General features: G+C 63.0%; 22 protein-coding genes and 1 pseudogene. 11 read left to right on the top strand and 12 right to left on the bottom strand.

The window, feature by feature from the left end:
- Positions 1-2: 2 nt before the first annotated feature.
- From dhaL to ACP7E3_RS04835, 7 genes are all read right to left on the bottom strand, one after another.
- Positions 3-647 (bottom strand): dihydroxyacetone kinase subunit DhaL, encoded by a 645-nt coding sequence (dhaL, locus tag ACP7E3_RS04865; RefSeq protein WP_017846664.1) that lies wholly within the window; start codon positions 645-647, stop codon positions 3-5.
- Positions 648-650: 3 nt separating this feature from the next.
- Positions 651-1,652 (bottom strand): dihydroxyacetone kinase subunit DhaK, encoded by a 1,002-nt coding sequence (locus ACP7E3_RS04860; protein WP_046383105.1) that lies wholly within the window; start codon positions 1,650-1,652, stop codon positions 651-653.
- 56 nt (positions 1,653-1,708) lie between these two features.
- Complete coding sequence (locus ACP7E3_RS04855) at positions 1,709-2,824, bottom strand: MDR/zinc-dependent alcohol dehydrogenase-like family protein (protein WP_046383106.1); 1,116 nt, start codon at positions 2,822-2,824, stop codon at positions 1,709-1,711.
- 27 nt (positions 2,825-2,851) lie between these two features.
- A complete protein-coding gene (locus ACP7E3_RS04850; RefSeq protein WP_426122434.1) occupies positions 2,852-3,607 on the bottom strand; it encodes an SDR family oxidoreductase in 756 nt (251 codons plus the stop codon).
- Positions 3,608-3,767: 160 nt separating this feature from the next.
- Positions 3,768-4,775 carry a substrate-binding domain-containing protein gene (locus tag ACP7E3_RS04845; RefSeq protein WP_017846660.1) on the bottom strand — a complete coding sequence of 336 codons (1,008 nt, stop codon included), beginning with the start codon at positions 4,773-4,775 and terminating at the stop codon, positions 3,768-3,770.
- A 37-nt stretch (positions 4,776-4,812) separates the two neighbouring features.
- Positions 4,813-5,799, bottom strand: coding sequence for an ABC transporter permease (locus tag ACP7E3_RS04840; protein WP_426122432.1), 987 nt, complete (start codon positions 5,797-5,799; stop codon positions 4,813-4,815).
- Positions 5,796-7,283, bottom strand: a complete 1,488-nt coding sequence (locus ACP7E3_RS04835) for a sugar ABC transporter ATP-binding protein (protein WP_426122430.1) — start codon at positions 7,281-7,283, stop codon at positions 5,796-5,798. Before ACP7E3_RS04835 ends, ACP7E3_RS04840 begins: the two co-directional genes overlap by 4 nt.
- Positions 7,284-7,565: 282 nt before the next feature.
- Between ACP7E3_RS04835 and rpiB the strand changes: the two genes are divergently transcribed.
- From rpiB to ACP7E3_RS04820, 3 genes and pseudogenes are all read left to right on the top strand, one after another.
- Positions 7,566-8,027, top strand: coding sequence for a ribose 5-phosphate isomerase B (rpiB, locus tag ACP7E3_RS04830; RefSeq protein ID WP_017846657.1), 462 nt, complete (start codon positions 7,566-7,568; stop codon positions 8,025-8,027).
- A gap of 63 nt (positions 8,028-8,090) precedes the next feature.
- On the top strand, positions 8,091-9,071 hold the full coding sequence (locus tag ACP7E3_RS04825) for a sugar-binding transcriptional regulator (protein WP_017846656.1): 981 nt from the start codon (positions 8,091-8,093) through the stop codon (positions 9,069-9,071).
- Positions 9,072-9,454: 383 nt separating this feature from the next.
- A pseudogene (locus tag ACP7E3_RS04820) lies at positions 9,455-10,750 on the top strand (TerC family protein); the annotation flags it as partial.
- Positions 10,751-10,752: 2 nt separating this feature from the next.
- Here the strand turns inward: ACP7E3_RS04820 and ACP7E3_RS04815 are convergent.
- Positions 10,753-11,115 (bottom strand): thioredoxin family protein, encoded by a 363-nt coding sequence (locus ACP7E3_RS04815; RefSeq protein ID WP_057005440.1) that lies wholly within the window; start codon positions 11,113-11,115, stop codon positions 10,753-10,755.
- Between the two features lie 372 nt (positions 11,116-11,487).
- Here ACP7E3_RS04815 and ACP7E3_RS04810 point away from each other — a divergent pair, with 372 nt between their 5' ends.
- The 8 genes from ACP7E3_RS04810 to ACP7E3_RS04775 all read left to right on the top strand — a co-directional run bounded on the left by ACP7E3_RS04810 (position 11,488) and on the right by ACP7E3_RS04775 (position 18,092).
- Complete coding sequence (locus ACP7E3_RS04810) at positions 11,488-12,336, top strand: transporter substrate-binding domain-containing protein (RefSeq protein ID WP_017846653.1); 849 nt, start codon at positions 11,488-11,490, stop codon at positions 12,334-12,336.
- Positions 12,337-12,388: 52 nt separating this feature from the next.
- Positions 12,389-13,051: an amino acid ABC transporter permease gene (locus ACP7E3_RS04805; protein WP_046383111.1), complete on the top strand. Its 663-nt coding sequence runs from the start codon at positions 12,389-12,391 to the stop codon at positions 13,049-13,051.
- An 11-nt stretch (positions 13,052-13,062) separates the two neighbouring features.
- The gene (locus ACP7E3_RS04800) at positions 13,063-13,725 is read left to right on the top strand and encodes an amino acid ABC transporter permease (RefSeq protein WP_426122426.1); all 663 of its coding nucleotides are present in this window, start codon (positions 13,063-13,065) and stop codon (positions 13,723-13,725) included.
- Positions 13,722-14,504 (top strand): amino acid ABC transporter ATP-binding protein, encoded by a 783-nt coding sequence (locus tag ACP7E3_RS04795; RefSeq protein WP_017846650.1) that lies wholly within the window; start codon positions 13,722-13,724, stop codon positions 14,502-14,504. Before ACP7E3_RS04800 ends, ACP7E3_RS04795 begins: the two co-directional genes overlap by 4 nt.
- Positions 14,505-14,527: 23 nt before the next feature.
- A complete protein-coding gene (locus tag ACP7E3_RS04790; protein ID WP_017846649.1) occupies positions 14,528-14,917 on the top strand; it encodes a RidA family protein in 390 nt (129 codons plus the stop codon).
- A gap of 166 nt (positions 14,918-15,083) precedes the next feature.
- Entirely contained in the window at positions 15,084-15,848 is a 765-nt protein-coding gene (locus ACP7E3_RS04785) for an IclR family transcriptional regulator (RefSeq protein WP_169865655.1), read from the top strand.
- Between the two features lie 9 nt (positions 15,849-15,857).
- Positions 15,858-17,066, top strand: coding sequence for an amino acid deaminase (locus ACP7E3_RS04780; RefSeq protein WP_017846647.1), 1,209 nt, complete (start codon positions 15,858-15,860; stop codon positions 17,064-17,066).
- A 117-nt stretch (positions 17,067-17,183) separates the two neighbouring features.
- Positions 17,184-18,092 carry a sugar kinase gene (locus ACP7E3_RS04775; protein ID WP_426122422.1) on the top strand — a complete coding sequence of 303 codons (909 nt, stop codon included), beginning with the start codon at positions 17,184-17,186 and terminating at the stop codon, positions 18,090-18,092.
- Between the two features lie 105 nt (positions 18,093-18,197).
- Here ACP7E3_RS04775 and ACP7E3_RS04770 read toward each other — a convergent pair whose 3' ends face one another.
- The 4 genes from ACP7E3_RS04770 to ACP7E3_RS04755 all read right to left on the bottom strand — a co-directional run bounded on the left by ACP7E3_RS04770 (position 18,198) and on the right by ACP7E3_RS04755 (position 23,371).
- On the bottom strand, positions 18,198-18,473 hold the full coding sequence (locus tag ACP7E3_RS04770; RefSeq protein WP_046383114.1) for a peptidylprolyl isomerase: 276 nt from the start codon (positions 18,471-18,473) through the stop codon (positions 18,198-18,200).
- Between the two features lie 32 nt (positions 18,474-18,505).
- Positions 18,506-20,314, bottom strand: a complete 1,809-nt coding sequence (locus tag ACP7E3_RS04765) for an ATP-binding protein (RefSeq protein WP_057005437.1) — start codon at positions 20,312-20,314, stop codon at positions 18,506-18,508.
- Positions 20,315-20,453: 139 nt separating this feature from the next.
- Positions 20,454-22,409, bottom strand: a complete 1,956-nt coding sequence (locus ACP7E3_RS04760) for an acetoacetate--CoA ligase (protein WP_169882109.1) — start codon at positions 22,407-22,409, stop codon at positions 20,454-20,456.
- A gap of 188 nt (positions 22,410-22,597) precedes the next feature.
- The gene (locus ACP7E3_RS04755) at positions 22,598-23,371 is read right to left on the bottom strand and encodes a 3-hydroxybutyrate dehydrogenase (RefSeq protein ID WP_108526408.1); all 774 of its coding nucleotides are present in this window, start codon (positions 23,369-23,371) and stop codon (positions 22,598-22,600) included.
- Positions 23,372-23,373: the final 2 nt, after the last annotated feature.

The raw sequence follows: 23,373 nt of genomic DNA, 5'->3' as shown, positions 1-23,373 counted from the left end.
CGTTACACCAGCCGCGGCTGCACGGAATCGGCCAGGCGGGTGAGGATCAGGCAGCACGACACCGCGCCGGCATCCAGCACGCCCAGTGAGCGTTCGCCCAGGCGGCTGGCGCGGCCGATCTTGGCCACCAGGTCCTTGGTCGAGTCGCGCCCCTGTGAGGCGGCGGTTTTCATCGCGTCGAGCGCATCGCCGAAGGACGCCCCCTGCGCATGGGCCCGCTCGAACGCTTCGACCGCCGGGATCAAGGTGTCCATCAGGCACTTGTCACCCACGCCGGCCTCGGTGATGTCTTGCAACGAGGTCAGGCCGCCGCGCAGCAGGTGGGCGAAGGTGGCCGCGTCGATGTCTTCGCAGCCGCGCACTTCATCGGCCATGCCGATAAACAGGCTGCCGTACAACGGCCCCATGGAGCCGCCGATGCCTTCCATCAGGCTCAGGGTCAGTTCGTCCAGGGCTTCGGCCAGGCTCAGTTGGCGGCCTTCGATCGCGCGCCCGCAATGGGCGAAGCCCTTGGCCATGTTGATGCCGTGGTCGCCGTCGCCAATCGCGCCGTCGATTTCGCTGAGGTACTCACGGTTGGCCACGATCACGCTGACCAGGTCGGCGACGATGGCGCTGCCGTCGCGGGTGGAAAAATGCTCGCTCATGGTTCACTCCGCCTGGGTCATGCCGATGGAACGGCAGGGTTGGTCGATCAGGGTTTTCAGCTCGGTGTCGAGGCCGAGCAGGGTCAGGGTCACGCCCATCATTTCCAGGGACGTGAAGTAGTTGCCCACGTAGCAACGGTGGATCTTCAAACCCTTGGCGGTGAGTTGGCGTTCCACCTCGGCGTAGAAAATATACAGCTCCATCACCGGCGTGGCGCCGAGGCCGGAGACCAGCACCACCACGCTGTCGTCCTGGCTGAAGTCGCGGTCGGCGAGGATCGGCGCGAGCATGCGCTCGGCCATGGCGGCGGCGGGTTCGATCGGGATGACTTCGATGCCCGGTTCGCCGTGATGGCCGATGCCCAGTTCCATCTGGCCGTCCGCAATCTCGAAGTTCGGCTTGCCCACGGCGGCAATGGTGCAGGGGGTGAGGCCGATGCCGATCGAGCGGCAGTGGTCGACGGCTTTCTGGGCGACGCGGATCACACCGTCCAGGTCGTAGTGCTGGGCAGCGGCGGCACCGCCGATCTTCCACATGAAGATTTCCCCGGCCACGCCGCGCCGCTTGGCGATCTCGGCCTTGGGCGCGGACGCCACGTCGTCGTTGGCGACCACGGTGCGGATACGCATGTCTTTGCTGGCGGCCATTTTCATTGCCAGCTTCACGTTCATGTTGTCGCCGGCATAGTTGCCGTACAGGCAGGCCACGCCAGCGCCGTGGTCGGCGGCGCGGAACGCATCGAAGAAGCTCTTGGCGGTGGGCGAGGAAAAGATCTCGCCGACGGCCACGGCGTCGACCAGGCCGGGGCCGACGTAGCCGAGGAAAGCCGGCTCATGGCCCGAGCCGCCGCCGGTGACGATGCCGACGCGGCCTTGGCCCGACGGTTTGGCTTTGACGATGACCCGTGGATTGGTTTCGTACTGGCGCAATTGCGGATGCGCGACCAGGATGCCGCGCAGCATGTCCTCGACCACGTGGTCCGGATCGTTGATGACTCGATTCATAACGCGGGTTCCTGTGTTCTTGTTTTAAGGGGTCACAGCTGTTCAGTGTGGTGTGCTTAGGGTTCGAGGACGACCTTGAGTGATTTGTCGCCTCGCTCCATCACCGCAAACGCTTCCTTGAAGTCCGCCAGGGCGAACTTGTGGGTCACCACGTCACGCATGTCGATCTTGCGGTTGCCGATAAAGTCGATGGCGCGCGGGTACATGTACGGCCCCAGGTGCGAGCCGAGGATGTCCAGTTCCTTGCGGTCGCCGATGATCGACCAATCCACCGTAGCCTCGTCGTTGAACACGCTGAACTCAACGAAACGCCCGAGTTTGCGCAGCATCGCCAGGCCCTGGTTGACGGCCTTGTGATGACCGGTGGCTTCGATATAGATGTCGCAGCCGTAGCCGTCGGTGATTGCGCGGATCTTCGCCAGCACGTCCACCTCGGCCGGGTTCCACACTTCGTCGGCGCCCATGCGCAGGGCGAGGGCGGCGCGTTCGGGTTTCATGTCGAGCACGATCAGCTTTTTCGGATTGCGCATGCGTACCGCGCCGATGATCCCCAGGCCCAGCGTACCGGCGCCGGCGACCACCACCACGTCGTCGAAATCCACATTGGCGCGCTCCGCCGCGTGCAGCGAGCAGGCCAGCGGTTCGATCAGGATCGCCTCGTCCGGCGCAATCGAGTCCGGCACCTTATGGATGATGCCTTCCTTGGTGAAGATCATGTACTGCGCCATGGCGCCCTGCACATTGTTCTGGAAGCCATACAGGTCGTGTTTCTGGCACATCCAGTACTGGCCGTGGTTGCAGAAACGGCAACCCCAGCACGGCACGATCTGTTCCGAGATCACCCGGTCGCCGACCTTCACCCCGCGCTTTTCCGCGCCGGGGCCGAGGGCTACCACGCGGCAGACGAATTCGTGGCCGGGGATCATCGGCGGCTTGACGTAGCGCGGTTGCTCGGCGTCGCCCCAGAACGACGGGGCGCCGCGATAGGTCTTGATGTCGCCCATGCAAATGCCGCACAGCTCGACCTTGGTGAGGATTTCATCGGGGCCGGGGGTGGGCACGTCGACGGTTTCCAGGCGGTAGTCTTCCGGGCCATGGCAGACCACGGCCTGCATGGTTTTCGGGATGATCGGGGTGAGTTGCTCGGGCGTGCGTTCGGTAACGGTGGACATGACAAAACCTCACGACAAATAGATGAATTATTGAATGCTGTAGCCGCCGTCGATCACCATGTTGGCGCCGGTGATCATTTGTGCCGCGTCGCTGAGCAGGTACAGCGCCAGCCCGGCGATTTCTTCCGGCTGGGCAAAGCGGCCCGCCGGGATCTGCAATTTGGCCCGTTCGCCGACTTCGCCGGCCCAGGCCTGCTTGCCCAGCGCGGTCTCGACGATGGTGGGGGAGATGGCGTTGATGTTGATCTGTGGCGCCCATTCCATGGCCAATACCTTGGTCATGCCGACGATGGCCGCTTTGCTCGCGCAATACGCGACATGCCGGTCCAGGCCGATCACCGCGGCCTGGGAGGCCAGGTTGACGATGCGCCCGCCGCCCTGGGCGAGCATGTGCCGGGCGCAGGCCTGGGCGACGAAGAAGCTGGCCTTGAGGTTGATGTCGAGGGTGGTGTCCCAGGCGCTTTCGCTGACGTCGATGGCCTTGTCCAGCAAGGCCACGCCGGCGCTGTTGATCAGGTAATCGAGGCGTTGGAAGTGGGCGAAAACCCGGTCGACGCTGTGTTGCACCTGGTCGATCTGGCTGAGGTCGACGGCAATGCCCAGATGCTCGGCGCCGAGGCCGGCGGCCACGGCCACCACCGCCGGGTCGCGGTCCAGCAGCGCCACCCGCGCGCCGCGTTCGACCAGCAGGCTGGCGCAGGCCAGGCCGATGCCGGCGGCACCACCGGTGATCACCGCGCAACGGCCGGTGAGGTCGAAGGCTTGGTTCCAGAATCCAGACATGAATGACTCCTCTTTAAATAGCACTGGAGATTCAATGTGGGAGGGGGCTTGCCCCCGATGGCGGTGTGTCAGTCACCTGATCTATCACTGGTGCACCGCTATCGGGGGCAAGCCCCCTCCCACATTTGCTCCCACACTTGAGTGTGTTTTAAGCCAGTAGTTACTTGCCGCCGCTGACTTGTTGGTACAGCGCGTCGGCATTGGCGTTGGTCACCGGCACCCACGGCAGGATGTAGGTCTTGGCGGTGCCGTCGGCCCATTTCACGTCCTTGGCATAACGTTCCCAGATCACCGATTGCGGTTTGTAGTCCTTGCCGGCGAGGGCGCGCAATGCCACGTCCAATGCGCCTTGGGACTGGGCCTGGGCGTCCTGGAGGAAGGTGGTGACTTCGTCTTTCTTCGCCGCCTGGATCGCATCCGGCATGCCGTCGATCGAGGTGACGGGCACGTCCTTGGAGGTCAGGCCGTGGGACTTCAGGGCCTGCACGGCGCCCAGGGCCATGTCGTCGTTCTGCGCGATCACGCCGTTGATGCCTTTGGGGTGGGCGTTGAGCCAGTCTTCAGTCAGCGCCAGGGCTTGGGCGCGGTCCCAGTTGGCGGTTTTTTTCTCGATGATCTTGATGCCGGGGTGTTTGCCCAGCACTTCCAGCTCGCCTTTTTCCCGGTCGATCTGCGCCGACTGGCCAATCGGGCCCTGGATGATCACCACATTACCCTTGCCGTTGAGCTTGTCGACCATGGCCTGGGCCTGCAGGCGGCCGCCTTCGACGTCGTCGTTGCCCACATACGGCACGGCGGCGTCGGCCACTTTGGTGTTGGAGGCGATCACCACCACGTCGTTGCTCATGGCCTGCTTCACGCTGCCGACGCCGGCCTTGGTGTCGATGGGCACGAACAGGATCGCGTCGTAGTGTTGGGTCACCATGTTTTCGATCTGGTTGTTCTGCGTCAGGGCGTCGTAATTGCCGTCGAACACGGTCAATTGCACGGTGCCGTCCTTGACCGCCGGGTGTTCCTTGAGCTCGCGGACCCAGTTCTGCATGAACTGGCCCTTGAGGCCGTAGACGGCTGCGCCGACCTTGTAGGTCTTGCCGTCGGCGGCCACGGCGATACTGCTGGCGAGCAGGGAGAGGGCCGCCACGGCGGCCAAGGTGGTACCAAGTTTCATGAGGGGAACTCCGTTATTGTTGTAGTTGGGTCGTTCTCTAGCGTTTTTTCTTGCGCCACACGTCGATCAGTACTGCGAACACGATGATCAGGCCCTTGGCGACCTGCTGGTAATAGGACGACACACCGAGCAGGTTCAGCCCGTTGTTGATCACGCCGATCAACAGCGCGCCGAACAGCGTGCCGACAATGCTGCCGGTGCCGCCCGACAAGCTGGTGCCGCCGATCACCACGGCGGCAATCGCGTCCAGCTCATAGGACACCCCAGCCTGGGGCAGGGCGGAAGTGGTGCGCGCCGACAACACCACGCCGGCCAGCCCGGCGAGCAGGCCCGAGACCACGTACACCGAAAACATCACCTTGCGCACGCCGATGCCGGAGGTGCGCGCGCTCTTTTCATTGCCGCCCACCGCGTACACATAGCGGCCGTAAGTGGTGTAGCGCAGCACCATCCAGAAGATCAGCGCGACCACGGCAAAGATGATGATGGGGATGCCGATCGGGCCGATCTTGCCAATGCCCAGCGCCAGGTAGGCATCCGGCAGGTCGGTGATCGGGCTGCCGTCGTTGAGGATGAAGGTCATGCCGCGCGCAATGCTGAGCATGCCGAGGGTGGCCACGAACGGCGGGATCGACAGGTTGGCGACCATGAAGCCGTTCACCACGCCGAGCATCGCCCCGGCGAACATCCCGGCGCTCACCGCCGCCAGCAGGCCGTAGCCCTGGGTCGCGACCATCGCGCTGCACAGCCCGGCAAACGCCAGGATCGAACCCACGGACAGGTCGATGCCCTTGGTCAGGATCACGTAGGTCATGCCCACGGCGAGGATGCCGTTGATGGAGGTCTGGCGCAGGATGTCCATCCAGTTGCGCCAGGTCATGAAGTATTCGCTGGAAAACGCCATCAACACGCACAGCAGGATAAACACCAGCGGCAGGCCGAAGCGGTCGAGGGACAGGCGCAGGCGGTTGCGCGGCGCGGCGGTGATGGAGGTGGCTGGGGTGGACAGGGTTTTGGCATTCATGAGGCAAGACTCAACAAGGCTTCCTGGGAAAGGGCGGTGTCGGTGCTGATGGTCACCAGCCGGCCGCCTTTGAATACGGCGATGCGATCGCTCAAGTGCAGCAGTTCCGGGGCTTCCGACGACACCACGATGGCGGCGCCGCCGGCACGCACGAACTGGTCGAGCAGGTGGTAGATCTCCTGCTTGGCGCCTTCGTCGATGCCGCGAGTGGGCTCGTCGCACAGCAGACACACCGGTTCGGTCGACAGGCATTTGGCGAGCACGACTTTCTGCTGATTGCCGCCGCTCATGGAGGCCACCGGCAGTTCCAGGGAGGCGGTCTTGATCTGCAGGCGCTTGACCATGTCCTGGGCCAAGCGGGTTTCCTTGCGCGCGTTGATCAGCGACCAACTCGACAGGCGTTTGTAGGCCGACAGGGCGATGTTCGACAGAATGCTGCCGGTCAGCACCAGGCCGCTGTCTTTGCGGTCTTCGGTGACCAGCGACATGCCGGCGTCGATGGTTGCCTTGGGCTGCCCGATCGGCATGGGCTTGCCTTGCAGGGTGACGTAGCCGGAATCGGCCACCGTCAGCCCGTAGATGCAATTGAGGAACTCGCTGCGCCCCGAACCCATCAGGCCATAGATGCCAAGGATCTCGCCCTGGCGCAGTTGCAGGCTGATGTCGTGGAACTCGCCTTTACGGCTCAGATTGTCGACCTGCAGGCAGGTGGCGGCGGCGCATTCGCGGCCGACCTTGTGGTCGATGCGCGTCAGTTCCTGGCCGACGATGCCGCGCACCAAATGGTCGCGGTCGATATCTGCCATGCGCCCGCTTTCCACGAAGGCGCCGTCGCGGAAGATGCTGTAGTCATCGGCGATCTGCGCCAGTTCGCTCAAGCGGTGCGATACATACACGATGCCGGCGCCACGGGCGGTGAGGCGGCGGATCGCCTTGAACAGGGTCTGCGCTTCGTGCTCGCCGATGGCCGAGGTGGGCTCGTCCATGATCATCACTTGGCAGTCATGGCTGAACGCCTTGGCGATTTCCACCAGTTGGATCTGCGCCACGCTGAGGCGGTGCATCGGGCTGCTGGCGTCGACGTCGAACTCCAGGCTTTCGAGCAGCTCGCGGGTGCGCCGGTTCAGGGCCTTGTTGTCGACGATGCAGCCGGCGCGGCGTGGTTCTCGGCCCAGCCAGATATTTTCGGCGACGGTCATGTAGGGGATGGGTTCCAGCTCTTGGGTGATCATTGCGATCCCCGATGCCAGGGCTTCACTCGGGCGGTTGAACTGCACCGCTGTGCCGTTGAGCAGGATGGTGCCGGCGTCGCGCGGGGTGATGCCCATCAGGATGCTCAGGAACGTCGACTTGCCCGCGCCATTGCCGCCGCACAGGGCGTGGACGCTGCCGGCACGCAGAGAGAGGCGCCCGTCACGCAGGGCAGGGATACCGGCGTAAGCCTTGGCGACGTGTTCAGCCTGGAGCAGTAATGGCGTGGCCATCGGCGTGTCCTCGTGCTGTGAATTCTTATTAGGTCGCACAGTCTGTTTCGCTGTGAGCATATGTGTATCAAATGAAATTCTGATCAGTCAATCTCTTTCATGTAAAAGCTGGGATTCTGATGTTTTTCGCCAATAACGCCTTTCTAGACCGCTTTGACTGCCGGGTCAGTTAAATCATGCTTGACAGAGAGGGGGTGATGCCCGCGAAATGACTGAATGATATTTCACTGAGTGATCATCTGATCAGTCATAAGTACGACCTCGGCAGCGGAGCCAGACGCCATGAACACACCTTTCCCGGTGGCTATCGGATGCGATGAAGCGGGTTTTGAGCTCAAAGAGCTGTTAAAGCGCCATATCGAGACGCTGGGCTACCCGGTGACCGACTTCGGCACCCATTCCACCGCGCCGGTGCTCTACCCGGACATCGCGCTGGCCGTGGCCAATGCCATCAATGCCGGGCAGCAGCGCCTGGGCGTGCTGGTGTGCGGCACCGGGATCGGCATGGCCATCTCGGCGAACAAGGTGTTGGGGATTCGCGCGGCGCAGGCCCATGACACCTACTCGGCGGAGCGCGCGCGCAAGAGCAACGATGCGCAGATCCTGTCCATCGGCGCACGGGTGATCGGCGCCGAGCTGGCCAAGAGCATCGTCACTGCGTTCCTGGCCTCGGAGTTCGAGGCGGCGCGTTCCGGGGCCAAGGTCGCGCGCATCAATGCGATCGAGCGCGATGGGCATCAGTAGTGGACGTGGCGGGGCAAGAGTCGGGAGAATGTGCCTTTGACGCCGAAACGGAAGCCCGTCCCCATGAGTGACAGTAGCCAGCGCATTGCCAGCGATATCGATCAGATGACCGAAGTGGCGATGCTCTATTACCTCGAAAACGTCACTCAGGAAGCCATTGCCAAGCGCTTTGACCTGTCGCGGGCAAAAGTCAGCCGCCTGCTCAAACGTGCGCGCGATGAAGGCATTGTCGAAGTGCGTGTGTTGCAGCACCCGGCGATGAACAATGAGCTGGAACGCGCCTTGGTGGAGCGCTTCAAGCTCGACCGTGCCCTGATCGCCGTCGACCACAGCGACCCCGACACCCAGCGCTCGGCCGTCGCCAGCCTGGTGGCCAATTACCTGAACAAGACTTTGAGCGACGGCATGATCGTCGCCGTGGGCATGGGCCGTAACGTTGGCGCGGTGGCCGATAACGTGTTCCTGCCGGTGACGCGCAATTGCACATTTGTCTGCGCCATCGGCGGTTCGCTCAAGGCTGGCGAATACATGAACCCCGACCATATCTGCCGGCGCCTGGCCCTGCGCTTTGGCGGCGAGAGTGAAAGCCTGTACGCGCCGGCCCTGGTGGCCAACCCGGAACTGCGCGGCGTGCTGATCAATAACGACACGGTGCGCTCGACCCTCGATCGGGCGCGGCGTGCCGACATTGCGCTGATCGGCATCGGCGACATGAGCGAGAACAGCAACATGGTACGCATGGGCTGGTTCTCGCCCCAGGAGATTGCCCAGGCGCGGTTGTCCGGCACGGTGGGCGACATGATGGGGTATGACTTTATCGATATCCACGGGCAGCCGGCGGTCAACGCCATCCAGGGGCGGGTGATCGGGCTGACGGTGCAGGAGTTGTTCCGGATTCCGGATGTGGTGGCGATTGCCAGCGAGAACACCAAGGCGGCGGCCACGTTGGGGGCGTTGCGGTCGGGGGTGATCAACACCCTTGCGACCACGGTCACGAATGCTCATACCATATTGGCGCTGGATGAAGCGACCCGTAAAGCCTGACACGCCACAGGTCAAGGTGTGGGAGGGCGGTGCGACGATTTGACTTGCTTCCGATAGTGGTTTTTCAGTTACTCATATGCTGGCTGATACACCGTCATCGGGGGCAAGCCCCCTCCCACATGGGGTGTTAGGGGGGGGGACAGGTTTTGTAATGGTTTTGTGTTGTAGGGAATTTGTATTTCGAATGTAGGATTGAGGTCCTTTTGTTATTTCAGGACTTGCATGAACGCCCTTTCGGAGCCCCCCAGTCGTCTTTCTCCAAGACAACCGCTGTCGCTGTTCCCGCTGAAGCACCTCGTATTCCAATGGTTAACCCTTTCCCGGTCCCCTGACCGCGCTTTGCCGTGCCCGGCATTCTGAACACCGATAAAGAGACTCTATAAATGGAATGGTTAGCGGACCCTACGGCCTGGCTTGGCCTGTTGACGTTGATTGTGTTGGAACTGGTGCTGGGCATCGACAACCTGGTGTTTATCGCGATCCTGGCGGACAAGTTGCCGCCGGAGCAGCGCGACCGTGCGCGGTTGATCGGCTTGTCCCTGGCCTTGCTGATGCGCCTGGGCTTGCTGGCGAGTATTTCCTGGTTGGTGACCCTCACCCAGCCGTTGTTCGAGGTGTTCGACAAGAGCTTCTCCGGGCGTGACCTGATCATGCTGTTCGGCGGTGTGTTCCTGTTGTTCAAGGCCACCATGGAATTGCATGAACGCCTTGAAGGCCATGTGGCGCAACGCTCGGGCAATGTGGCTTATGCGATGTTCTGGCCGATCGTCGCGCAGATCGTGGTGCTCGACGCGGTGTTCTCCCTCGACGCGGTGATTACCGCCGTGGGCATGGTCGATGAGTTGGCGGTGATGATGATCGCGGTGATTATTTCCATCGGCCTGATGATCGTCGCGAGCAAGCCGCTGACCCGCTTCGTCAACGCGCACCCGACGGTGATCATGCTGTGCCTGGGCTTCTTGATGATGATCGGTTTCGCCCTGACCGCCGAAGGCCTGGGCTTCCACATTCCGAAGGGCTACCTGTATGCGGCGATTGGTTTCTCGATCCTGATCGAGGTGTTCAACCAGATTGCCCGGGCCCGGCGCAAGAAGTCGGCGCAAGGCGTGTTGCCCGTGCGTGAGCGCACCGCCCATGCGGTGATGCGCTTGCTCGGCGGTCGCAGTCTGGCGCAGGAAGAGCTGGGCGAAGAGGTGGCTGACCTGCTGGGTGAGCCGGATGTGACTCAGGGCCCGCTGTTCGACCGACGTGAGCGCGTAATGATCAGCGGCGTGCTGCAACTGGCCGCGCGGCCGATCCGCAGCTTGATGACGCCACGGGCCAAGGTCGACTTTATCGATTTGGCGGACGATCGCGATACTATCCGCCTGAAACTGATGCGTTCGTCCTACTCGCGCCTGCCGTTGATCCGCAACGGTGCTGTCGATGAGCCATTAGGTTTTGTGCATAAGAAGGAATTGCTCAAGGATTACCTGGCCGGCAACGAACCGGACCTTGAGCAACTGGCGCGCCGGGCGATCAACTTGCTGGCGAGTTGCTCGATCCTCAACGCCCTGGAACAGATGCGCCAGGCCTCGACCCACATCGCCTTCGTGATCAATGAGTGCGGTGAGTTCATCGGCGTGTTGAGCATGACCGATATTCTTGAGTCCATTGCCGGCGAGTTGCCGGACGCCACGGTTCATGCAGGTTTTCCGGGGGGCGGTGCCACAGGCGTGGCCGGATAGGCTTGGGTGTACCGCTTGAAGGCGCTTTCCAGCGCGTCTTCGGCAAGGCCGGGGAGGGCGTCGAGCAGTACCTGGTCGCGGTAGATCAGCAGCATCGGAATGCGGTCGACACGCGGATGCTTGGGCGTGTTGACGCAGTCAAGGATCAAGACTTTGGCCTGGTCCTTGTAACGCTCGCTGATTCGCATGAAGCGCGGCATCGCGTCACTGCACGCGGTGCAGTCATGTGACATGAACACGATAAACACAGGCTGCGGGGTATTCAGTTCCCGTTCAAACGCAGCCTTGTCCTCAACCACCGCGTTGACATAGTTCACGAGGGCTTCTCCCTGTTGCACCTGCGCTTACGCTAGGAGGGAAGAACGCCTGCGTCTACTGTCAAACTTCACAGGTCGCTCGCACGCCCGTCAGAACCCGTTCAAGTGCGCGCACTGCCACGGTGCGCGGTAACGCCAGGCTGGTGCACCCAGGTGAGCCTGTCACCACAGTGTGGGGCCTTGGGTAGCAGAGGGATTGCACCTGCTGGCGATACGCCTTGTGCCGCATGAATGTTTATATCGCTGATTTAAAACGAGTTTATTCCCAACCTATTTTCCCACTCGTGCGTATGGCACACTTTCTGCTGTCTATTCCGTTGTTACATACTAAGTTCCGGTATAGCGGAATACACAATTCCTGGAGTGCTTGTCATGCATCACCGACCTTCCGTGTTCAAAGCGTGTGTTTTTCTCTTCGCCGCATCGGCTTCCCTCGCAAGCACTGTGCAGGCGGCGGGTAGCAAGCTCGATGATGTGCTCAAGCGTGGGCATCTGATCGTGGGTACAGGCAGTACCAATGCGCCGTGGCACTTCCAGGGAGCGGATGGCAAGTTGCAGGGGTTTGATATCGACATCGGTCGCATCGTGGCCAAGGGCTTGTTCAATGACCCGAGCAAGGTCGAGTTTGTGGTGCAGTCCTCCGACGCGCGGATTCCCAACCTGCTGACCGACAAAGTCGACATGAGTTGCCAGTTCATTACCGTCACCGCCAGCCGTGCGCAGCAGGTGGCGTTTACCTTGCCGTACTACCGCGAAGGCGTCGGCCTGCTGCTGCCGAACAACAGCAAATACAAGGAAATCGAGGACCTGCAGGCTGCTGGCGACGGCGTCACCGTGGCCGTGCTGCAAAACGTCTACGCCGAAGAACTGGTCCACCAGGCGCTGCCCAAGGCCAAGGTCGACCAGTACGACAGCGTCGACCTGATGTACCAGGCGGTGAACTCCGGCCGCGCCGATGCCGCCGCCACCGATCAGTCTTCGGTCAAGTACCTGATGGTGCAGAACCCTGGGCGCTACCGCAGCCCGGCGTATGCCTGGAGCCCGCAAACCTACGCGTGCGCGGTCAAGCGTGGCGACCAGGACTGGCTGAACTTCGTCAACACCGCACTGCACGAAGCCATGACCGGTGTGGAATTCCCCACCTACAAGGCCTCGTTCAAGCAATGGTTCGGCGTCGACCTGCCGGAGCCGGCGATTGGTTTCCCCGTCGAGTTCAAGTGATTCGTGAAAACCGGGGCGCCGCGAACGGCGCCCCCATCAGGTACTGTCGACCATGAACTATCAGTTGAACTTTGCCGCCGTGTGGCGCGACTTCGACACCTTGCTGGCGGGGCTGTGGCTGGGCCTCGAACTGGCGCTGCTGTCGATCGCCATCGGTTGCGTGATCGGCCTGCTGATGGCGTTTGCCATGCTGTCCAAGCACCGCGCGCTGCGCCTGTTGGCCTCGGTGTATGTGACGGTGGTGCGCAATACGCCGATCCTGGTGCTGATCCTGTTGATCTACTTCGCCTTGCCCAGCCTGGGTATCCGCCTGGACAAGATCCCGTCGTTCATCATCACCCTGTCGCTGTACGCCGGTGCCTACCTGACCGAAGTGTTCCGCGCCGGGCTGCTGAATATTCCCAAGGGCTTGCGCGAAGCCGGGTTGGCCATCGGCCTGGGCGAGTGGCGGATCCGCGCCTATATCACCGTGCCGGTGATGCTGCGCAACGTGCTGCCAGCGCTGTCGAACAACTTCATTTCGCTGTTCAAGGACACCTCGCTGGCCGCCGCGATCGCGGTGCCGGAGCTGACCTATTACGCCCGCAAGATCAACGTCGAAAGCTACCGGGTGATTGAAACCTGGCTGGTCACGACCGCGCTCTACGTGGCCGCCTGTTACCTGATCGCCATGCTGCTGCGTTACCTGGAGCAGCGTCTGGCAATCCGTCGTTAGAAGAGGCTCGCATGTACCAATCCCCCAGCTGGCTGCATGAGTTGTGGATCACCCGGGACACCCTCTGGGCCGGGTTCCAGGCCAGCGTCTATGTCTCGGCGCTGGCGATTATCTTCGGCACCCTGATCGGCATCGTCGCCGGGTTGATCCTGACCTACGGCAGATTCTGGATGCGCCTGCCGTTTCGTCTGTATGTCGACCTGATCCGTGGCACGCCGGTGTTTGTGCTGGTGCTGGCGTGTTTCTACATGCTGCCGGCGCTCGGTTGGCAGATCAGCGCGTTCCAGGCCGGTGCGGTCGGGCTGACGCTGTTCTGCGGCTCCCATGTCGCCGAGATCGTGCGCGGTGCGCTGCAGGCCATTCCCCGCGGGCAAATGGAAGCGGGCAAGGCGATTGGCCTGACGTTCCACCAGTCCCTGGGCTACGTGCTGTTGCCCCAGGCGCTGCGGCAGATTTTGCCGACCTGGGTCAATTCCTCCACGGAAATCGTCAAGGCCTCGACCCTGCTGTCGGTGATCGGTGTCGCCGAGTTGCTGCTCAGCACCCAGCAGGTGATCGCGCGCACCTTCATGACCCTGGAGTTCTACCTGTTCGCGGGTGTTCTGTTTTTTGTCATCAACTACGCCATCGAGTTATTCGGGCGCTACATTGAAAAGCGGGTGGCCTTGCCATGAACCAACCTCAAACGACCCAACCGCTGCTGGACATTCGCGGCCTGCGCAAACAATACGGCACGGTGGAAGTGCTCAAGGGCGTCGACCTGTCCATGCAGCGCGGCAACGTGGTGACGTTGATCGGCTCCAGCGGCTCGGGCAAGACCACGCTGCTGCGCTGCGTCAACCTGCTCGAAGAGTTCCAGGGCGGGCAGATCAGCCTGGATGGCGAGTCCATCGGCTACAGCGACATCGCCGGCAAGCGCGTGCGCCACCCGGAGCGGGTGATCGCCCAGCACCGCGCCATGACCGGCATGGCCTTCCAGCAGTTCAACCTGTTCCCGCACCTGACGGCGCTGCAGAACGTCACCCTGGGCTTGTTGAAAGTTAAGAAAATGCCTAAGGACGAAGCCGTGGCCTTGGCGGAAAAATGGTTGGACCGTGTAGGGCTCCTGGAACGCCGCAATCACTTCCCCGGCCAGTTGTCCGGCGGCCAGCAACAGCGCGTGGCCATCGCCCGTGCGATTGCGATGAACCCCAGCCTGATGCTGTTCGACGAAGTCACCTCGGCCCTCGACCCGGAACTGGTGGGCGAAGTACTCAGTGTGATCAAGGGCCTGGCGGAAGAGGGCATGACCATGTTGCTGGTGACCCATGAGATGCGCTTTGCCTACGAAGTCTCGGACAAAATCGTCTTCATGAATCAGGGGCGCATTGAAGAACAGGGCTCGGCGAAGGACATCTTCGAACGCCCGCAGTCGCCGCGCCTGGCGGAATTCCTGAAGAACATTCGTTTTTAACTGTCAGTCAAGGAGCACTATTTATGAGCATTACTCGTTACGGCACCGGCAGCACCGCCGGCGGCGGCCAGCCTCGGCCTTTCGCCCGCGCGGTGGAAGCGGACGGCTGGCTCTACGTCTCGGGCCAGGTGCCAGCGGTGGACGGTGAAATCATCAGCGGCGGTATCGTCGAGCAAACCCGCCAGACGATGCGCAACGTGGTGGCGATTCTCGAAGAGGCTGGCTACGCCTTGAACGACGTGGTGCGCGTCGGCGTGTGGCTGGAAGACCCACGGGATTTCTGGAGCTTCAACAAAGTCTTCGGCGAATACTTCAGCCCCGAACACGCCCCGGCACGTGCCTGCGTGCAGGCCAACATGATGGTGGATTGCAAGGTCGAGATCGATTGCGTGGCCTACAAGAAAAAGGGCTAAATGCCCCACTCTTGAAACCACAGTAGATCCAATGTGGGAGGGGGCTTGCCCCCGATAGCGGTACTCCAGTAACAGATGTGTTGACTGACACACTGCAATCGGGGGCAAGCCCCCTCCCACAAGGGATCACTGTGCAGCACATACCTTTCAGCGGACCGAAACTTCCATGACCGAAGACACCATCAAACGCCGCGCCAAAGGCCTGGACCGTGCATTCGACATCCTCGATTTCCTCAAGGAAGTCGGCCAGCCCCTACGCCCGAATGATATCGCCAGCGGCATCGGCAGCCCCAAGTCCACGGTCTACGAGTTGGTCGCCTCCTTACTGGAACGCCGCATCCTGGAAACCGTGGGCAAGGACGGGCACGTCTACCTCGGCCGTCAGCTGTACTTCCTCGGCCAGGCGCACCTGCGCCATTTCGACCTGACCCGCGAGGCCGACCACGCCTTGCAGGCAATCGTCAGCCAGACCCACGAAACCGCGCAGATGTGCCTGCTCAACGGGCGCAAATACACGGTGGCGCTGATGCGTGAAGGCGAGCGGCATTTCCGGATTTCCTCGGACATCGGCGAAAACGCACCGATCCCGTGGACCGCGTCCGGGCGTCTGTTGCTGGGGCATTTGAGCGACCAGCAGATCGTCGAGCTGATCGACCCCGACGATTTCATCCTGCCGGACGGCCAGCGCTTGCCGCTGGAGACCTTCCTCGCACAGATCCGTAAGGCCAGCGTCGATGGCTTCTTTTCCTTCGACAGCGTGGCCGACACCTTTACCCATTGCTTTGCCGCCCCGGTCCGGGACGCGCAGGGCGTCAGCATTGCGACCCTGTGCATCGTCGCGCCCCGCGCCGATGCCAGTAAAAACTACAACGACTACCGCCGGGTGTTGATCGAAAGCGCCAACAACCTGGCCCGTCGCATCAACGAATAGGAGCAGTTCATGCCTGCCATCAACGCCGTTGCAAAGGGCGCCGCCGCTGTCGGCGCCCATCTGGTCCGTGACGTCAGCCTGCCGGCCCTGGTGCTGCACCGCGACGCCCTCGAACACAACATCCGCTGGATGCAGGCCTTTGTCAGCAACAGCGGCGCCGAGCTTGCGCCCCATGGCAAAACCAGCATGATGCCGGCCCTGTTCCAGCGCCAGATCGCCGCTGGTGCCTGGGGCATCACCCTGGCCAGCGCGGTACAGACCCGCGCCGCCTATGCCGGCGGTGTGCGCCGTGTGTTGATGGCCAACCAACTGGTGGGCGCGCCGAACATGGCGTTGATCGCCGACTTGCTGGCCGACGCAGACTTCGACTTCCACTGCCTGGTCGACCACCCGGACAACGTCGCCGACCTGGGCCTGTTCTTCGCCGCCCGTGGCCTGCGTTTGAACGTGATGATCGAGTACGGCGTGGTCGGCGGCCGTTGCGGTTGCCGCAGCGAGCAAGAGGTGCGCGACCTGGCCACGGCGATCAAGGCCCAGCCGGCGCTGGCCCTGACCGGTATCGAAGGCTACGAAGGCGTGATCCACGGCGAACACGCCATCACTGGCATCCGCGACTTCGCCGCGAGCCTGGTGCGCCTGGCGGTGGACCTGCAGAACAACGGCTCGTTCGACCTGGCCAAGCCCATCGTCACCGCGTCGGGGTCGGCCTGGTATGACCTGATCGCCGAGTCCTTCGAGGCGCAAAACGCCGCCGGGCGTTTCCTCAGCGTGCTGCGTCCCGGCAGCTACGTGGCCCATGACCATGGCATCTACAAAGATGCGCAATGCTGCGTGCTCGACCGGCGCAGCGACCTCAGCGAAGGCCTGCGCCCGGCGTTGGAAGTCTGGGCCCACGTGCAATCGTTGCCTGAGCCTGGCTTCGCGGTGGTCGCCCTGGGCAAGCGCGATGTGGCCTACGACGCCGGTTTGCCGGTGCCGCTCAAGCGCTACAAGGCCGGGATCGTGCCGGCGCAAGGCGATGATGTGAGCGCGTGCAAGGTCACCGCGGTGATGGACCAGCATGCGTTCATGAGCGTCGCGCCGGGGGTTGAGCTGCGCATCGGCGACATTATTTCCTTCGGCACTTCCCACCCGTGCCTGACGTTCGACAAGTGGCAGGTCGGTTGCCTGGTGGATGAGCAACTGCAGGTGATCGAGTCACTGCATACCTGCTTCTAGACCGCGTCGCCTCCATCGTGAGCAAACCCGCTGCGCCCTTTGGATGTGTGAACACATTCAAAGGTAGGAGCGGGCTCGCCCGCGAAGGGGCCATCAGCCGCACCGGAGACAACAGGCATGAACACCACACCCCGCATCGCCCTCATCGGCGAATGCATGATCGAACTGCAACACCGCGCCGACGGCAGCCTGCACCAGAGCTTCGGCGGCGACACCCTGAACGCCGCGGTGTACCTGCGCCGCGAGTTGGGGGCGCTCGGCCACGTCGACTACGTCACCGCCCTGGGCGATGACAGCTTCAGCGACGCCATGTGCCAACAGTGGACCGACGAAGGCCTGGGCCTGAGCATGGTCCAGCGCCTGCCCGGGCGGTTGCCGGGGTTGTACTGCATCCAGACCGACGCCAACGGCGAGCGCAAATTCCTCTACTGGCGCAACGAAGCGGCCGTGCGCGACTGCTTCACCACGCCCGCCGCCGCACCGATCCTGGCAGCGTTGCCGGGCTATGACGTGGTGTATTTCAGCGGCATCACCCTGGCGGTGCTCGGTGAAGTCGGGCGCGAGCGCTTGTTGCAGGCCTTGATCGAAACCCGTCGGCGCGGCGGCCGGGTGGTGTTCGACAACAACTACCGGCCGCGTTTGTGGGCGAGTGTCGAGGCGGCGCGTGCGGCCTATCACAAAGTGTTGGCCGAGGTGGATATGGCCTTGCTGACCGAGGATGACGAGCGCGCGTTGTTTGGTCATGCCGACAGCGAGCAGGTGTTCGCAGCGTATCCGGCAGTCGCGGAAGTCGTGCTCAAGCGCGGCGCCGAGGACTGTTTGATTCGTTGCGCAGGCCAGCGTTTTGCGGTGCCGGCGTTGCCGGTCGAGACGGTGGTGGACACCACGGCGGCGGGGGACTCGTTCAGCGCGGCGTACCTGGCCAGTCGGCTCAAGGGCGGCTCGCCGCAAGAGGCGGCCTTGGCCGGGCATCGGTTGGCGAGCCGGGTGATCCAGGTGCCGGGGGCGTTGATTCCTAGGGGGTGAATGGCCGCCTGCGGCGGATCGGGGGCAAGCCCCCTCCCACAGTGAGCGCAATGCGGTCGAATGTGGGAGGGGGCTTGCCCCCGATAGCGCCCTAAAGCCAACCCCTCAATCCCGATAAAACACCTGCACCAAGTGATACCCAAACTTGCTCTTGACCGGCCCATGCACCACCCGCAGCGGCTTCTTGAAGATCACCGCATCAATCGCGCCGACCATCTGCCCCGGCCGGATCTCGCCCAGATCGCCGCCGCGCTTGCCGGACGGGCAGGTGGAGTACTTCTTGGCCAGCACATCGAACGCTTCACCCTTGGCGATGCGCTGCTTGAGCTGTTCGGCTTCTTCACTGGTTTTCACCAGGATATGGCGGGCTTGGGCTTTCATGGTTCTCTACCGGGGTGTGCGACGGCGCGCGATTATGCCTGAACTGGATCGTCGACGCTGATCATGCTGCGGATTTTGGTGGCGAGCACGTCGATGGAAAACGGCTTGGCCACCATGTCCATGCCGTCTTCCAGAAAGCCCTGGCGTTCGGCGGCTTTCTCCGCATAACCGGTCATGAACAGGATGCGCAGGCCCGGGCGGTGCTGACGGGCGATTTCCGCCAGTTGCCGGCCGTTCATGCCCGGCAGACCGACGTCGGTCACCAGCAAATCCACGCGCAAGTCCGATTCCAGCAGCGGCAAGGCCGTGCGTGCATCCGCGGCCTGGTGCGCGGTGTAGCCCAGTTCATCGAGGACATTGACCACCAGCATGCGTACCGCCGGGTCGTCCTCGACCACCACCACAGCCTCTCCGGCCAGGGCCACGGGCGCGGCCTCACTGAGGCTGGCCGGCAAGCTGCTTGCCAGGGAAGTGCCGTGCAGGCGCGGCAGATACAAGCGCACGCAGGTGCCCTGGCCCGGTTCGCTGTGGAGGGTCACATGGCCGCCGGATTGCTGGGCGAAGCCATAGATCATCGACAGCCCCAGGCCGGTGCCCTGGCCGATGGGCTTGGTGGTGAAAAACGGATCGAAGGCTTTGGCCAGGATTTTCGGCGCCATGCCGGTGCCGTTGTCGCGCACGCCGAGCATCACGTAATCACCGGCCTTGACCGGTTCCGGGGTGGTGATGTCGGTGCCGTCGAGGTAGCTGTTGGCGGTTTCGATCAGCAGTTCGCCGCCATCGGGCATCGCATCCCGCGCGTTGATCACCAGGTTGAGCAGGGCGTTCTCCAACTGGCTGGCGTCGCTGTTCACCGGCCAGATATCGTGGCCCAGTTGCACCTTGAGCGTGATGTGCGCGCCCTTGGTGCGCTGGAACAAGTCTTCCAGCGAGGCCACCAACTGGTTCGGGTCGAGCGGGCGGCGGTCCAGTGACTGGCGCCGCGAGAACGCCAGCAGGCGGTGGGTGAGGGCGGCGGCGCGATGGGCGGAGGCCACGGCGGCGTCGGCAAAGCGGCCGATGTCGTCGCTGCGCCCGGCGGCGATGTAGCGTTGCATCAGGTCCAGGCTGCCGATGATGCCGGTGAGCATATTGTTGAAGTCATGGGCGATGCCGCCGGTGAGTTGGCCCACCGCTTCCATCTTCTGCGCGTGGCGCAGGGCGTCTTCGGCGCGTTCGCGTTCGACCATCTCGTTTTGCAGGCGCTGGTTGGCCTCGGCCAGTGCCAGGGTGCGCTGGGCCACACGCTCTTCGAGGTTTTCGTTGAGGTGGCGCAGGCGTTGCTCGGTGCTTTGCTGGGCTTTGAGGCTGGCTTCGGAGCGCTGTTGCAGTTCCTGGGTGAACTGGCGGCGCTCGTTGGTTTCGATGGCGGTGACGAGGATGCCGGCGACGCTGCCGCGTTCATCGCGGATCGGGCTGTAGGTCAGGTCGAGCCAGATCTCGGTGTCGCGCTGGTTGCGTTGCAGCACAAAGCGCTGCTCGCTGAAGGCGCGCACCTGGCCGCTGAAGACCGCGTCATAGATCGGCGCGGTGAAACTGTGCAATTCCGGCCAGGTCTGGTGCGCCGGCTGGCCCATCGCGTCGGGGTGCTTGTTGCCCGCCAGCAGGGCGAAGGCGTCGTTGTAGAGTTGGATGAGTTCGCGGCCCCACAACAGCTGCATCGGCATCGGCGAGTGGACGACGATATCCACGGCGGTACGCAGGCTTTGCGGCCAATCATTGGCCTCACCGAGGGGGTTTTTGGCCCAGTCCAGCCGCGCAATCAATGCGGCGGCTTCGCTACCGGTGGATGTTTCCTTCATAAAAAGCCCTGAGCGTAACGCTTTGAAAAATGACAACAGCGATTATCCGGTGGGATAACGGTGGGTGACTACCCCCGAAAAATAGCATGCATTGGGCTTTTTTCTGCAAATGAGTGCGTTTTCGCTGAAACCTTTCATCTTAAAGCGCCAGCTCAGGTCGGTCGCGAAACTGTGCCAGGGCCTCCGGGTTGGCCAGCGCGTCGGTGTTTTTCACCGGTTCGCCGTGTACCACATTGCGCACCGCCAGTTCGACGATCTTACCGCTGATGGTGCGCGGGATATCGCTGACAGCGAGGATCTTCGCCGGTACATGGCGTGGTGTGGTATTGGCGCGGATCACCTGGCGGATCTGCTGTTCGAGGGCGTCATCCAGTTCGACGCCGTCGTCGAGTCGCACGAACAGCACGACTCGCACATCGTCTTGCCAGCGTTGGCCAATGGCCAGGCTTTCCAGCACTTGCGGGACTTTTTCCACCTGCCGATAGATCTCGGCGGTGCCGATCCGCACGCCGCCAGGGTTGAGCACCGCGTCGGAGCGCCCGTGAATCAGCAGGCTGCCGTTGGGCCGCTGTTCGGCGTAGTCGCCCTGGGCCCACACGCCGGGGAATTGGCTGAAATAGGAGGCGCGCAGTTTTTTCTGCTGCGGGTCGTTCCACAGGCCGATGGGCATGGCGGGGAAGTGCCGGGTACACACCAGTTCGCCTTTTTCACCGAGCAACGGCCGCCCCTGGTCGTCCCACACCTCGATGGCCATCGCCAGGCTCTTGCACTGCATTTCGCCGCGGCGTACCGGCAGCACCGGGTTGCCGATGACGAAGCAGGAGACGATATCGGTGCCGCCAGACATCGATGACAGGCACACCTCGGCCTTGATCTCGCGGTACACGTAGTCGTAGCTCTGCGGCGACAGCGGCGAGCCAGTCGAAATCAGGCCCTTGAGGCTGCTCAGGTCATGGCTCAGGCGCGGCTGCAGGCCGGCTTTTTCCAGGGTGGCGAGGAACTTGGGGCTGGTGCCGAACACGCTGATCCGTTCCGCGTCGATCAGGTCGATCAAGCGCTCGGGGCCAGGGTGAAACGGCGAGCCGTCGTACAGCACGGCGGTGGCGCCGAGCGCGAGTACCGAAACCAGCCAGTTCCACATCATCCAGCCGCAGGTGGTGTAGTAGAACAGGCAATCCTCGCGGGACAGGTCCGCATGCAGGCCGTGCTCCTTGAGGTGGGTGAGCAGCACGCCGCCGGTGCCGTGGATGATGCATTTGGGCACGCCGGTGGTGCCGCTGGAATAGAGGATATACAGCGGATGGTCGAACGGCACCGCGACGAACTCAGGCGCGCCGCCCGGTTGGTAGAAGTCACTCCACAGCGCGACATTGGCGTCGCTCCGATAGTCCTCGACCCGCGCCTGGGGCCGGGCATACGGCACGACGATCAGGTGCTGCAGGGACGGCAGGCGTTCGAGGATCTCGTTGAGCTTGGCGCTCTGGTCGATGGTTTTGCCGGCGTAGCGGTAACCGGCGCAGGCGATCAGCACCTTGGGCTCGATCTGGCCGAAACGGTCGATCACGCCTTGGGTGCCGAAGTCCGGCGATGAGCACGACCAGATCGCGCCCAGGCTGGTGGTGGCCAGCATGCCGACCAGGGTTTGCCAGGTGTTGGGCATGCACGCGGCAACCCGATCGCCCAGCCCGACCCCGGCCGCCCGCAGGCTGCGTTGCAGGCCGGCGACGTGGGCGGCCAGTTCGGCGTAGCTCAGTTGCTCGCGCTGGCCGTCTTCGCTGATGGCGACCACGGCGGGGTGAGCGTCGCGACGGCGCAGCAGGTGCTCGGCAAAGTTCAGGGTTGCGTCGGGGAACCACTCGGCGCTGGGCATCGCGGCGCCTTCGATCAATACCGCGCTGGGCGGGCTGCGAAACTGCACGTCGAAAAACGCCACAATCGCCTGCCAGAAGTCGGCGCGCTGGTCGATGCTCCACTGGTGCAACGCCGGGTAGTCGTCGAGCTGCACGCTGTAGCGCTGATTGATAAAGCGCCGGAACTGGTCCATCCGGGTGTGGCGGATGCGTTCGGCGGAGGGTTGCCAGAGGATCTCGGACATAAGCACGTCTCTTATTCTTGTACAGGTCTTCCAAACAGTGGAGTTCGAATGTGGGAGGGGCGGTGCGACGATTCGACTTGCCCCCGATGGCGGAGTATCAGCTAGCACATGCGGTACTGACCCACTGCCATCGGGGGCAAGTCGAATCGTCGCACCGCCCCTCCCACATTGGATTTTCTGTGTTTGGTCTATTGAGCCAGCCAACCACCATCGATGTTCCATGCCGCGCCGCGCACTTGGGCACCGGCCTCGCTGCACAAAAACAATACCAGCTCACCCAGTTGCGGCGGGGTGACGAACTCCAGCGACGGCTGCTTCTCTGCCAGTAAATCATGTTGCGCCTGCTGCGGGTCGACGCCGTTGGCCGCGCGATCATCGATCTGCTTCTGCACCAGCGGCGTCAGCACCCAGCCGGGGCAGATCGCGTTGCAGGTCACGTTGCTGGTGGCGGTTTCCAGGCCAACCACTTTGGTCAGGCCGATCACGCCATGCTTGGCCGCGACGTAGGCGGCCTTGCCCACCGAACCCACCAGGCCATGCACCGAGGCGATATTGACGATGCGCCCCCAGCCTTTGGCCTTCATGCCCGGCAGGCTCAGGCGCGTGCTGTGGAACACCGACGACAGGTTGATCGCGATGATCGCATCCCAGCGCTCCACCGGAAACTCGTCCACCGCTGCCACATGCTGGATGCCGGCATTGTTGACCAGAATATCCACGCCGCCGAATTCGCGCTCGGCGTAGGCGAACATGTCGGCGATCTGCGCCGGGTCGCTGACGTCCGCCGGGTGATGCCCGACCTTGCCGCCGAACGCCTGTACCTGGGCGATCACCGCGCTGGCGTCGCCGAAGCCGTTGAGGATCAGGTTGGCGCCGGCCTCGGCCAGGCTCAGCGCTATGCCCAGGCCGATACCGCTGGTGGAGCCGGTGACCAGGGCTGTCTTGCCGTTCAAATTCGTCATGA

This window comes from Pseudomonas sp. PSPC2-3 (assembly GCF_049898265.1).
GTDB lineage: Bacteria > Pseudomonadota > Gammaproteobacteria > Pseudomonadales > Pseudomonadaceae > Aquipseudomonas > Aquipseudomonas veronii.
Note: the sequence above shows the minus strand (reverse complement) of the source record. Positions and strands in the feature narration are given on the sequence as shown.